Source organism: Blastocatellia bacterium (genome assembly GCA_016713405.1).
GTDB lineage: Bacteria > Acidobacteriota > Blastocatellia > Chloracidobacteriales > JADJPF01 > JADJPF01.
In genome coordinates this window covers 111,667-124,131 of the sequence record JADJPF010000004.1, presented here as the reverse complement: position 1 = coordinate 124,131, position 12,465 = coordinate 111,667, and the positions used below count along the sequence as shown (strand labels likewise).

The window sequence follows — 12,465 nt, the reverse complement described above, 5'->3', positions numbered from 1 at the left end:
AAACAATGAGTACTGTCCGTAAATTAAAAGAAAGCGGCTTGATTAGTCCACCTAGTTTTGTACCTCATAATATTCATTATGAAACCATTATGGGATCTGTTGCTTATGGAGTATCTTCTGATACTTCAGATATGGACGTTTATGGGTTTTGTGTCCCGCCTAAAGATATGATTTTCCCTCACTTAGCAGGGGAAATTCTTGGTTTTGGACAACAAATTAATAGATTTGAACAATACCAACAGCATCATATCTTAGATAAAAGTGCTTTAGCTGGTGCTGGCCGCACTTATGACATTACTATTTACTCAATTGTAAAATACTTTCAATTATGTATGGAAAATAATCCTAATATGATTGACTCGCTATTTACACCTGCTAATTGTGTACTACATATTACTAAGCTAGGAAATATGGTAAGAGAAAACCGAAAGATCTTCTTACATAAAGGTGCTTGGCATAAGTTTAAGGGTTATGCTTACTCTCAACTACATAAGATGACAACTAAAGATCCTATAGGTCAGCGTAAAAAAATCATTGAAAGCTATGGCTATGATGTTAAATTTGCTTATCATGTCGTTAGATTACTTAATGAAGTAGAACAGATCTTAATTGAAGGTGACATTGACCTACAACGCAACCGAGAACAACTAAAATCAATTCGGCGTGGTGAATGGAAGGAATCCGACATTAGAGACTATTTTGCTAGTAAAGAAAAAGACTTAGAAAAACTTTATTTAGAAAGCTCCCTTCCATATTCTCCTGACGAAGCAAAAATTAAAAAACTTCTGCTAGAATGTTTAGAAGAACATTATGGCAATTTATCAGACGCAATCATTACTCCTGATAAAGCAACAATAGCATTACAAGAAATCCAAAACATCTTGGATAAAGTAAAAGATTTGTTGTAAAAATAAGACATTAACCTTAGAGCGGAGAAAATTTTATGGGAATGATTGTTTGGTTAGTAGGTTTTGCCATAATTTCAATAGTTTTTTGGCTATTAGTTTACGATTACCGACAAAAAAAAGCCCGTTCAGAGAAAGAATATAGTAAAGATTTAGAAATTCAAGGTATTAGACCTAGGGTTTTTAGGCGTAGAAGAAGACTTAGGAAAAAATAATTATGGATAATATAATTTCTTGGATTATAGCTTTTGTTTTAATTTTTACTGCTTTTTGGACAATAGGTTATGAATACCAAAAAAAGCAAAATCGCACATCTGAAGAATACCAAAAAGATATTGAAAAACAAGGAATTACAGGCAATAAACTACTACAAGTCGGACTTTTAGAACTAGAAAAATTTCTTAAGCCAAATCTTTCTTCTTCTGTAGATTATTTACAAGACGAAAAACAAGGACAAACTAAAACTAAAAAACAAGGTGATGATAAAGATCAAACTACACCAGATTTAAGTTAAAAATCTAGTGATTGCTAAATGTCTTATTTTCATATCTGTTTTATTATGAATAATTAAATCTGCTAAGGCTTTACCAATACCAATAGCAAACTTAAATCCATGCCCGCTAAAACCTGCTGCTATAGCAATATTTGGGTAATTCGGCATTAAATCAACAATAAAGTCATGGTCTGGTGTTGTGGTGTAAAGACAAGTAGTTGCACCAAAAGATTCGCCAGCTAAATCAGGAATATATTTTTTTAAGTACTCTCTTAAATTGTTAATTATTTCTTGATTTGGCTTTTGTTGATATTCATCTACATTTAAGTAAATACCACTATGATGAAACCCAACTTTTATAGCTATTTCATCAAAAGAAGGTATTCCATAGACAATATCTTTTTGGTAATTTATCCAAACAGGCGATTTATCACTAGTAAATAAATTTTTATTTCTTAACGGTCGAAAATAAACTGTTTGTTCTTGAGAAACTTGTAAAGGTAAATTTAATTCAAAATATCTAAGTAATTTATTAGTCCATGCTCCACTTGTAATTATTAGCTTATCAGCAATATATTGATTTTTACTAGTAATTATTTTGACGCTATCTAAGCTTGGGATAATTTCTTGCACTATCTCATTATCTACAATAGTTGCACTAGATTTTATAGCACATTGCACCATTGATTTTATAGCTTTAGTTGGATTAATTACTCCTGTATCTGGTGAATATACAGCTTTTACAGACTCACTAAAAGAAAATTGAGGATAACGCTTTGTTAATTGATTATGGTTTAATTCTTCATAGTTACGGCCTAAGGCTTGCAAAGCATTTTTTACAGCCAAGACATTGTGATGGTCTTCATTGTCTTCAGCAAAATCAATACCCCCAAGAGTAACTAAAAGTTTTTCCTTAGCATCTTTTTCTAGTTTTAACCACATGTCTTTACATTGAAAAGCCAGTTCTGCATAAGCTAGGTTTGTATAAGCAAAACGAAAAATTCGTGACTCCCCATGTGTACTTGCTTTGCTATGAGCAATCTCAAACTGTTCAAGTAAAAGGACTTTCTTACCCATTTGGGCTAGAGTGTAAAAAGCAGCACTACCCATAGCACCAGCACCTAAAATAATAACATCAAATTTCAACATAAAACCTTATCTCCATTAAATTTCTAACAAGTAAGCTTATCAATAAATTAACAATAGTTTTTCTATTTCTTAAGCTAAAACAAAATAGTTTTTTCTGCTAGTTGGACAACCTTGTTTTTTGCTTTTTCTACTAAAGACAAACAGCAAACGAGCGTTATCAGACTAGTCAATGAGCTAGACAGTAAGAGTAAAGCTATGTTATTCTTGCCCAAGTATCTACATCAAGATGAGCCTGGGCGTAAATTATAAAAGATTTTCAAGCTTTCTATTTTAATCCCTTTTTTAAGTGCCGCCGGGAAAGCACTTCTACAAAATTGTAGGCCAACCCTACAAAAAATTATCAGCGCTCGTGCTATGGAGGAAAACACATTCTATGAAATTAAATCGAACCAAAATAATTAAAGGAGCATTGACATTAAGCTTTGCTTTTTTGTCACTCCTAATTTTCGCTTATCCTAAATTAAGTGCTGCTATTCTGGACGAATTTAAAGAATATCCAACAGGTGATAAAGCTAAAATGATTCTGGATGATCCAGAGAAAAAGCGTTCTTCGGCTGCTGGAGACAAAGGCATTACTTATTTTAACCATGAACACCACGCTTTCCCAAAACGCCATCCACAATATAAAGATTCTTGTATTGTGTGCCATCATACCAACAGCAAAAACCTCACCAAAGCAATGGAAGAAGGTGTACGTAGATGTGATGATTGCCATAAGACAGATGATTCAACTTGTGAATTTGAAGGCACAAATGATGAAAGAAAATTTAAAGGCTTAAACGCATTAAATGCTAAGGATGCCTATCATGGTACAGATAGAGACGATCCTAACTTTAAGTTAGCTGGTTGTATCAATTGCCACAAGGAAAGAGATATTTTCCCAGTTGGTTGTAATGAATGTCATAGTAGCGACAAACCTGAGCATTATGATGAGTAATTTTAATTTCTTCTGTTGATGTTCAACCCGGCCAACGAGCCGGGTTTTGTTTTTTAAGGTTATAAGTATGATACGTCAAATAATTGCATTAATTGTTGGCACTGTTTCAGGCTATTTATTAGGTTATATTTTTGGGCTTAGTAAATATCCTTTTATTTCTGTTCTAGAAAGCGAAGCTTGGTTAAGTAAAATTCTGCTTATTTCTTTACTTGCCTTTTTAGTTGGTGCTATTACTTCTTTAACATCCTGGAAACATACCCCAGGACTACCCGGCATGGCGTTTTCCCTAACATTAACTAGTCTTGGTGTATCAGCTATTTTTAGCTCAACAAAACCTTTACCAAAATCAACATTAGAAGAAGCTTGGGTGACAACGGCAATAGAATCAATGCTGATCCTGCTAGCAACTTTGTTTACTTATTCAGCAGCATGGTTGGCTGACACTCAAGTAGTTTTTCGTAAGCTAGCTATTAAGCCCGCACCAAAACAAGTTAACTCTAAACTACTTTTAACTCAACTACTTCCCTGTATAGCATTAACTATTTTGCTAGCTGCGTTGTTAAGAGCATTTTTTGCAGTTTCAATGGCTTGGAGTGGAAAAATAACTCTCTTTTGTTTTTTAGCAAGCGGTTTTCTAGCCTCTTATTTGCTTAAGTCTAAAAGCACTCTTTGGTATAGCGGTGCAGCCCCCTTTTATTTAGCCAGTTCAGCTATAGTAGTGCTATCATTTCCTGAACTAGTAAATAATTTTGCTCTATTAGCCCTACCAGCTAAATCATGGAATTATTCATTGATTATCTGTGGTTTAGGTTCAACAGGTGCAATTTTAGGTCACTGGTTAAGAACAGCCATAAAGCCAAATTAAAAATAAGTTAAATCTTATGAAAACTCCAATAATAATTTTTGATTTAATGGATACAATTGTAGTTGACCCTTTTTATACTTTATTTCCTAAGTATTTTAATATGCCATTAAAAGAACTTTATAAAATTAAAAATCCTAATATTTGGCCGTTATTTGAAATAGGAAAAGTTACTGAAGAAGAATATTTTCAACAATTCTTTTTGCCAAATTCAGGTCATCAACTAGAAGATGGAGAAACCCTAAAAGAAGCTGTTTTTGCTGCTTATAGCTATATTGATGAAATGGAACAACTTTTAGCAGAATTAAAAGACTTGAATTTTAAGCTTTGGATACATTCAAATTATTCATTTTGGTTTGAAGAAGTGCGTAAGCGTTTAAGCTTAGACCGATTTTTCCAAGGCTACTCGGTTTCCTATAAAACTGCTTTACGTAAACCTGACCCTACGGCTTATCAAGTAACTCTTTCAATGATTGGGCTTGAAGCCAAAAATTGCATTTTTATTGATGATCGAGCAGAAAATATTAGAGCAGCCAAAGCTGTTGGACTAAATGCTATTCAGTTTATAAATGCTAAAGAATTAAAGATAGAACTAAAACAATATATAAAGTAATTAATATAAATGATAAAATACTTTAATCTTAAGCTCTGAAAGGGCAATTAAATATTTGATAAGAAAGAACTTATTTATAGCTTGATAGACATAGGGTAGTCATAATAACTACCCTATAAAAAAATTTATTAAACTCCCCTAATACCCTTAAGCAGTTGTACAATCTTTCCTTCATTTCTCTTATAAAGTTGTGAAGCAACAAATCCAAACCCAAGTAGGATTTTTCCTTTTTTATTAACAAAAGCGTAACAAAGCCCTGAAACTTTTACGCCTTTAATTTTACCTTCAACATCACAAGCAAGAACTTTCAACCCATTCAAGGTATTTTCTGAGACTTCCCCTGATTGGTAATCGTCCATAATTCCTTGTAATTCACGTTCTATGTTTTCTGCTAAGTCTTCTACGTTAGTGCTATCAGTAGTAATAAAGTAGAAATGTACTTCTTCACTTGGATCAGATATTTCTAAAGATCCTTCTTCACCTTTACTAACATTCCAACCATCTGGAACTGAAATCTTAAAACCTGCTGGATGGGTGAAATCTTCTGCTAGGGCTGTATGGAAACATAACATAAATACTAACAAGCTTGTGATTATATATTTGGTAATTTTCATAATATTTCCTTTGGGGTTTAGTGTTGAAATCTAAAGGCTTAGACATAATTGTCTAATTTGTTGTGGCAGATTATAACAATACTATTATTTGTTTGTATATTACTATTTATTGTCTATGCCAAAATAAATTTTCTCTTATATAATTACTTGTATTTACTTCAGTAAAAGTATTGCCATTCCAACTACGAACCATAATAGTAACTGTGTCAGGATTAACACTAATTACATTATAAGTATTAGCCTCTCCTCGATAGCGCGTAGAAATAGCCGTGCCTGCTTGAGCAACAATAATTGATTTGTTAACCGAATGGTGAGCGCGTGCATCATCATTATAACCAATATGAAGATGTCCAGCTAAAATCAAATCTACGCCAGCAGACTCCAGGGTTTTTAATGTTTCTGGTGCGCGTCGAATAATTGGTTGAAGTTTTTTTCCTGGTGCAGGAATAAATTGATGGTGGGTGACTATCATCTTAAAAATTGTAGGTGAAAATTCTTGTAATTTTTTAGACAACTCTAAAATTTGCTTACTTGAAATTGCTCCATTTTTCCAATTTAATGAACGTGTTGAATTAACTCCTAACACAGCAATTTCATCATCTAAATAAGTAGGTGCTAAATCACTGGTAATATACTGGCAGTAACGTTCTAGTGGTTTAGTCACTCTATGTATTAGGTTATAAAGTGGTATATCGTGATTACCTGGTACAACTAAGTAATTTACTGGCAAGCGTTCAAGAAATTCTCGTGCAGCAATAAATTCTTTTATCTTTGCACGTTGTGTTAAATCTCCACTAACAACAACTAGATTTGGTGAAAAAGTAGTAAGGTCATTTAACAAAGCTTCTGCAACTTTTTTGTCTTCCCGTCCAAAATGTAAATCAGAAATATGAGCAATTACTTTCATAGCTTATTTCCTAGATTATTTGGCTTAGGAACAATCACTTTTAAGGCTTTATGAAGAACAGTGTAATGTAGTGGTGGATAAAGGCGTTGGACTTCCCCATCTAAAGCGACTCTTAAGCGTCTTTTTTTTGTTTCAATCCAAATTTCTTTTGCTCTCTCAATACGAAAATCTTTCGTTTGGTTTAATCGTCCAAGTAGTGCAAATAAAGACAATCTAACTAAACCAAAACGACCTCCACGATTAGCCATATATAAACAAATCTCGCCTTTGTCTAAGCCATCCCTAGTTCCAAGATTCAACAAATTCATTTTATACATATTGTTACCAACAAATACAAAGGGGGAATCTGATTTAATTATTCTCTCATCTACTTCTAATGAAACTTGGAGCAATGGAACACGAAAAAAAGTTGAAAATACTGCCAAAACCATTGCTGACCATTTACCTAAACCTAATTTTTGACGTTGGCTATCTCGTTTTTGTACTAACTGAGGATACAGTCCTATAGAAGAATTATTAATAAAAGTTACATTATTAACTTGTCCAATATCACAAGCAAAAATATAATTTTCGCTAATTACTTTAATTGCTGATGTTAGATCTTGAGGGATTTTTAAGTCTTTAGAAAAATGATTAAGTGTTCCTAGTGGTAGTATTCCTAGTGGAATGTTTTTATCTATAAGTGTAGAAGCAACCGTGCTAATTGTTCCATCCCCGCCACCCGCTACAATTACATCTGTTTTGGTTTCTGCTGCTTTTAGAGCGGTAGAAAGTATTTTTTTTCCTTTTACTAAATGGATTTCTGCTTCAATGTTGGCAGTCTTAAATAAATCTGTTAAATAGTTGGTTTGATTGTCATCAGGTAACTTGGCAAATGACCCTCCACCTTTATTAATAATAACTACTGCTTTCATAGGATCGGTCATTTTTCTCCAAGTTGTTTATCGTTTAACTAACCCTATCTAACTTAAGTTTGATGTTAGCAACTTCGATTTCTAAGATTTCTATGAGTTACAAAAAATAACATGGTTTTTATCACCATACATAATCTTTTGCATATTGCCGCACAGACTTATCAGCAAGAATATGAAAAGTCCGAATTTTTTGTAACATTACAGGAGATAACTGTTTTAGAGAAAGATAAATTATTCGTTTTCCATAACGACCTGCTAGAACTTGAAAAAATGGTCTTGGTGGTTTTGGGGCTGCATAAATAACAAATTTTTCTAAGCTATAATCTAGTGCCGCTAAAAGTAACTTTTCTGCATAATTAGCAGCAATCCTATAAGCAGGGTCAGAAAAAACATCATAAAGTCTACCAGGCGGCATGCTCATCATAAACCCACCATAAACAGCTTTACGAATACCCTTTGCAACTTGCCTTTCATCAGGGTTAGTTGCATAAAAAGCCATGTCGGACTCTTGATCATGTTCGCCTAACCAAGTCATTGTATAAGGATATTGCGCCCCATCTTCATCAAAAATTACTACTACTGAATCAACCGAGCCTTTTACCAGCCCTGATTCTTGAACATAAATTTTTCCTGTGTGCCAGTTACGGATAGTCTCCCTAATATCCACCCCATCTAACAAAGAAGACTCAAAAGGACGTATCCTTTTTCGTTCTTCACTAAGAATATTTTTTCCTTTGTTTCTTAAGTAATTTCCATAGCCTTCTAACACAATATCTTCTGGAGGATATGAGCAAATACTATGAGGATCAAAACGTAGGTCTTTATCTAAATCAGCGCGTTTTTGCTTATCCTTACGGTTTAGAAATCTTGGTAAAGAAGAACGTGGTTTAAGCGGTGCGTGGGGATTCATTCTAACTTTATTAATTAGTGGAAAGATATCTTCTGCTCTTAGCTCAATGATGTCTAATTCGCTATGTCCCTCTTGGCAAGGGTAATTTGTGCCAAGTTCCCACATCCTATAGCAAAAATGTGAGTTAATCGAACCCCGACCAGCAATTAATAGCTCATAAAAGTCTGGCAACAAAGAGTTTTTAACATGTGCATATTTAGGAGCAAAGGAAATTAGCAAAAACATTTGTTGTGGATTAAGTCGCTCATTGATTTCTTGTTCATAATAAGAGCGACACCACATTAAATAGCGCACTAAAATTTCATTGCGATCCCGACTAGATACGATGTTTGCAACGTCCAAGTGTGCGCGTTGAGCAATTTCAGGCAATTTTTCTGTTGCCTTACCTGAAACTACCTTAAATCCTTGTTTTATGCTGGTAAGATTACTAGTATTGCTTACTAGCTCCTCAAAAGTATCTTGGGCCTTTGATGTGGTTTTAATCGTCGGCTCTTCAAGATACGACTTAAGGCTATTAATAACGTTTGATAAAGAGCTAGAAGGCTTTTCATCAGCGGGTTTGGCTGTGTTGATAAAATTGCGCTGGAGTTCATAAACAGCCGTTAAAAAAGGAAATTGTCCCATTATTTCACCTAGTGAAAGCGGGCTAAGATGATAAAGTTTTGCTTTAGGACGAATTTCTTGCGGGTTTAATGGAGTAGAATTTAGCTTTTCCTTAAGTCCAGCTAAATGCCGTAGTCCGCAAAGTACCAAAATAGGATGATTGCTATTAAGTTTACCTGTCCAAGCTAGCTTATGCTCCAACTCTCTTAAGTGGAATACCATAGCTTCTTCTCGTTTATCATCTTCTGGCAAATGCTCAACTGGCTTTGACAAAAGCATTTCACAGTATTTTTTATGTCCCAAATAATTTAGCGCGTAAGTGTCTGGCATTGGGTCATAAACCTGTGGGTAATCCAGCATTGCTAAATCAATACAGCGCATTTCTATATGTTTTTCACGCGCACAACGTCCAACTTCAACAAAAGGATCGATTGGCTCAACACGAATAAAGTTTTTATTATCATTACCATAGAGCAAGACAGATACACGAGGCAGCCGATCAATAGCTTGAAAAATCAAATTCTGTAAAACAAAAGGATATTCTAGCGCGACTCCTACGGGCGAGAGCCTTTCAAATGCAGCACGAGCAGCCAAAGTAAACTCATAGGAGTGATGCACAACAGGCAATAAAACAAATTGACCACATTTTTCTAAGTATAATTCTTGGTTTTGCATCTATTTAACAACTTTTATTCTGCGTAACGTAAAGCACTTTCACCTAAAACACTTATCATTGCTTCCTGCATTAGATGGCGATAATCCGTTGGCCCATAACTTAAACGTTTAGCAACATAACGAGCCATATTTATCCCATCTCGCACCGTGTAAGGTTCGTCTGCCATATGACAACGGGCTAGAAAATTGGCTACATAGCTTAAAATTTTCTCATCCACAAAAGGAAGATTTTCTCTTAAAATAGCTAATTCTTCCTCTCGATCTGGGAAATCAAGATAAATTTGTGGTTGAAGACGTGAGTGAATATATTCTGGTATTTCAAAAGTGCTTGCATCATCATTCATTGTTGCAACAATGCGGAAATCTGGATGAGCTTTTACTTTTAGACCTGAAACAATAGATTCTACATAACGGCGAGTATCTAGAAGCGGTGCAAGAGAGGCCCAGGATTTTTCTGACATTCTGTTGCCTTCATCTAAAATAGCAATTCCACCTGTAATCATTGCTGTAACAATTGAGCTAGCAACATATTGAATTTTGCTATTTTCTGCAACTACTGGGGTAATCAACAAATCTTCTGGTCGTGTGTCCATAGTTGCTTGAAAAATATAAACGTCCTGTTCAAGCATTTTAGCCGCAGCATAGGCCAAAGTCGTCTTTCCAACGCCAGGTTTACCAATAAGTCTTGGCGAAAGCGGAACATCTCGTTCATCAATAAGCTTCCAACAAGCATGAAGTTGTAAAATCAATTCTTGTTGCCCAATCCATCTTAAAGGTAACTCATCTGGGTGGGCTAAATGGATTGAAACACCATCTATTTGGACGGTACGACGATGTTTAGCAGGCTTGTCCAAATTATCTTTCATAGTTATTTTTGTCTCCCTGTTGAAGTCTCAAAACAATAATATTTGTAAACTGCTAAAGTCGTCAATTAAAAGGGGGTCTAAATTCTAAAATCACAAATAATAGGCGCGTGATCAGAAATTTGCTCACCATTTGTTAATAAATTTGGGATTGTTGTAGGATTGATGCTAGTTACTTGTTTGCTAGTTATTTCATTTGTTTTTAAGGCTTTTATACCACGAGCAAAAATGTAATCTAATCGAAATTCTAAACGGTTTTTATAAGGAGCTAAACGTCTGTCTATTCGTCTTTGTAAAAACTTTGGCATTTCTTTAGCTTCATCTACTCCAGTAATTGAAGTTGCACAAGTTACTAAATCATCATTATAAGACTCATACTCAAATTCATGTTTTTTAGCATAATCAAAAAGTAGCTCATATTTTTTTCTGGATGCCTTAGCTCATAGGCTAGTTTTTCTGGATTGTTAAAAGCCAGACGTAAAAAGCCTAAAAATGAATAATAAAAATTACCCCTCTTAAAAGTACCTACATTTAAGTCACCCGCAATAATTGTAGGTTTAGGAGGGAGTTTTTCCAAAGCTTGTAAAATGCTTTGAAATTGTTTTGCACGACATTTTGGAGTATTACGGACTTCTAAATGAGTGTTGACTAAGTAAATTATTTGTTTATTTACTTCTATTTCAACAATTAGCGCGACTCTTTCACCAAAACGTTTTTCACTAAATTGATAAGTATCAAAACAACTAGGTAGTCTTACAGAATGAATAGCTAAAATAGGATAGCGCGAAAGCACAGCATTTCCATGCAAAGCTTCTTTATTTTCGCCTGCTAAAGTTAATTCCTCGCCTATGCCTTTAGTTAATTCTAGGTATTCTGGAATATAAACCGCGTGCATTCCTAAGCGTTGCCCTAGCTCAAAAGCAATGTTGTGGTTTTGTGTCCGGTTCATGCCTAAATCAACTTCATTAAGTGAAATAACGTCAGCAAATTGTAAGATCGGATCAGTATTAAAAAGCTTAATTATTGCTTCTAAATGTTTTCCTCGCTCAATATTCCAATGAACTAGTCGTAAAAAATCTTTTAAGCGTGGTTTAGTGCTTGTACAAGGTTGCTCCCAGATATGATTAAGAATTTTATCTAATATATTGCTATTTTGTTGATAAAACGAGGATTGATAAAGCTCTGATTTGGTATTAAATAAGCGTAAGTTATTTAGCAAATCTTGGTAATTATCAGGAATTATATTTTTAGAAATAGTTTCTTGTTCGTGAAAAGTGGTGGTCATTTACTATTTTGCTAAATCCTTAGCTAAACTTAAAAATTAAAGTTTATTATTTTCCCTTCTTACTAAGTTCTTTATCCATTTCCAAATTGATTTCATTATCAGATTCAATATCAATATTAGTTATTTTATTTAGTTCTTCTTTCATAGCAGTAAAAGCAGGGCTAGTGTAGCTAGAGTTTTTTGGAGGAAGTTTAATAAAACCTGCTTCCCAATCTAGGGCAAAAGAGCGATAAGAAGTTAAAGGATGTGTCCCTAGAACAAAGTTTTTTAGTTTTTCCACTGTAGTAGCAAATTTACTTTTCTCATAAGCAACAAGTAATTTGTCTATAGCTTCTTCTACTTCTTCCTTACTATTTACCTTACGCACTTTTGCCAGCCAAAAAAGTTGTCTAGTCATAGTTCTTTGAACATGTGCATAAGTATCATGTGCAATTTCATGAGCTAGAACTCCGGCTAGTTCGTCTTCTGTTTCAACTATTTGCAGCAACCCTTGGGAAATAATAATTGTTCCACCACCAATAGAAGTAGCATTAGGGGCTTCTGATTTAGTGATAATAAACTTTAGATTTTTATTTGGGACAATTGAATAAGAACCTACAAAAGTACCTAATTGATTAACATAATTTTGAATTAGAGGATTTTTAAGCTTAAAGTTTTCCTCTATTTGCATATTTTCAATGATTTCTGCAAGCCATTGACCTGCTTCGCCTTTGAAAATATTAATTCCCTCCCAGG

General features: G+C 34.2%; 15 protein-coding genes. 6 read left to right on the top strand and 9 right to left on the bottom strand.

All coding sequences use genetic code 11. From position 1 onward, the window contains the following. The first annotated feature begins 5 nt into the window (after positions 1 to 5). From IPK14_06830 to IPK14_06820, 3 genes are read left to right on the top strand one after another with little or no spacing between them, the layout of a single operon-like run. A complete protein-coding gene (locus IPK14_06830) occupies positions 6 to 908 on the top strand; it encodes a nucleotidyltransferase domain-containing protein (GenBank protein MBK7993136.1) in 903 nt (300 codons plus the stop codon). 35 nt (positions 909 to 943) lie between these two features. Then, positions 944 to 1,120, top strand: coding sequence for a hypothetical protein (locus IPK14_06825; GenBank protein ID MBK7993135.1), 177 nt, complete (start codon positions 944 to 946; stop codon positions 1,118 to 1,120). 2 nt (positions 1,121 to 1,122) lie between these two features. Continuing rightward, positions 1,123 to 1,419: a hypothetical protein gene (locus tag IPK14_06820; GenBank protein MBK7993134.1), complete on the top strand. Its 297-nt coding sequence runs from the start codon at positions 1,123 to 1,125 to the stop codon at positions 1,417 to 1,419. On the opposite strand, the gene solA is transcribed toward IPK14_06820, so the two are convergent. Continuing rightward, complete coding sequence (gene solA / locus IPK14_06815) at positions 1,411 to 2,547, bottom strand: N-methyl-L-tryptophan oxidase (protein MBK7993133.1); 1,137 nt, start codon at positions 2,545 to 2,547, stop codon at positions 1,411 to 1,413. The two genes, IPK14_06820 and solA, sit on opposite strands and share 9 nt — an antisense overlap. 373 nt (positions 2,548 to 2,920) lie before the next feature. On the opposite strand from solA, the gene IPK14_06810 reads away from it, so the two are divergent. The 3 genes from IPK14_06810 (at position 2,921) to IPK14_06800 (ending at position 4,959) form a co-directional block, all read left to right on the top strand. Then, positions 2,921 to 3,484: a cytochrome c3 family protein gene (locus IPK14_06810; GenBank protein ID MBK7993132.1), complete on the top strand. Its 564-nt coding sequence runs from the start codon at positions 2,921 to 2,923 to the stop codon at positions 3,482 to 3,484. Positions 3,485 to 3,551: 67 nt separating this feature from the next. After that, the gene (locus IPK14_06805; protein ID MBK7993131.1) at positions 3,552 to 4,349 is read left to right on the top strand and encodes a hypothetical protein; all 798 of its coding nucleotides are present in this window, start codon (positions 3,552 to 3,554) and stop codon (positions 4,347 to 4,349) included. A gap of 16 nt (positions 4,350 to 4,365) precedes the next feature. Further along, on the top strand, positions 4,366 to 4,959 hold the full coding sequence (locus IPK14_06800; GenBank protein ID MBK7993130.1) for an HAD family phosphatase: 594 nt from the start codon (positions 4,366 to 4,368) through the stop codon (positions 4,957 to 4,959). A gap of 128 nt (positions 4,960 to 5,087) precedes the next feature. On the opposite strand, the gene IPK14_06795 is transcribed toward IPK14_06800, so the two are convergent. From IPK14_06795 to IPK14_06760, 8 genes are all read right to left on the bottom strand, one after another. Next, positions 5,088 to 5,573 carry a hypothetical protein gene (locus IPK14_06795; GenBank protein MBK7993129.1) on the bottom strand — a complete coding sequence of 162 codons (486 nt, stop codon included), beginning with the start codon at positions 5,571 to 5,573 and terminating at the stop codon, positions 5,088 to 5,090. A 106-nt stretch (positions 5,574 to 5,679) separates the two neighbouring features. Next, entirely contained in the window at positions 5,680 to 6,480 is an 801-nt protein-coding gene (locus IPK14_06790; protein MBK7993128.1) for a metallophosphoesterase, read from the bottom strand. Then, positions 6,477 to 7,406, bottom strand: a complete 930-nt coding sequence (locus IPK14_06785; GenBank protein MBK7993127.1) for an NAD(+)/NADH kinase — start codon at positions 7,404 to 7,406, stop codon at positions 6,477 to 6,479. Before IPK14_06785 ends, IPK14_06790 begins: the two co-directional genes overlap by 4 nt. A gap of 109 nt (positions 7,407 to 7,515) precedes the next feature. Continuing rightward, positions 7,516 to 9,582 (bottom strand): hypothetical protein, encoded by a 2,067-nt coding sequence (locus tag IPK14_06780; protein MBK7993126.1) that lies wholly within the window; start codon positions 9,580 to 9,582, stop codon positions 7,516 to 7,518. Positions 9,583 to 9,596: 14 nt separating this feature from the next. Beyond that, positions 9,597 to 10,448: an AAA family ATPase gene (locus IPK14_06775; protein MBK7993125.1), complete on the bottom strand. Its 852-nt coding sequence runs from the start codon at positions 10,446 to 10,448 to the stop codon at positions 9,597 to 9,599. A gap of 77 nt (positions 10,449 to 10,525) precedes the next feature. Further along, the gene (locus IPK14_06770; protein MBK7993124.1) at positions 10,526 to 10,753 is read right to left on the bottom strand and encodes a hypothetical protein; all 228 of its coding nucleotides are present in this window, start codon (positions 10,751 to 10,753) and stop codon (positions 10,526 to 10,528) included. Positions 10,754 to 10,797: 44 nt separating this feature from the next. Next, positions 10,798 to 11,730: an endonuclease/exonuclease/phosphatase family protein gene (locus IPK14_06765; GenBank protein MBK7993123.1), complete on the bottom strand. Its 933-nt coding sequence runs from the start codon at positions 11,728 to 11,730 to the stop codon at positions 10,798 to 10,800. A 46-nt stretch (positions 11,731 to 11,776) separates the two neighbouring features. Then, the gene (locus IPK14_06760; GenBank protein ID MBK7993122.1) at positions 11,777 to 12,400 is read right to left on the bottom strand and encodes a M48 family metallopeptidase; all 624 of its coding nucleotides are present in this window, start codon (positions 12,398 to 12,400) and stop codon (positions 11,777 to 11,779) included. Positions 12,401 to 12,465 lie beyond the last annotated feature (65 nt).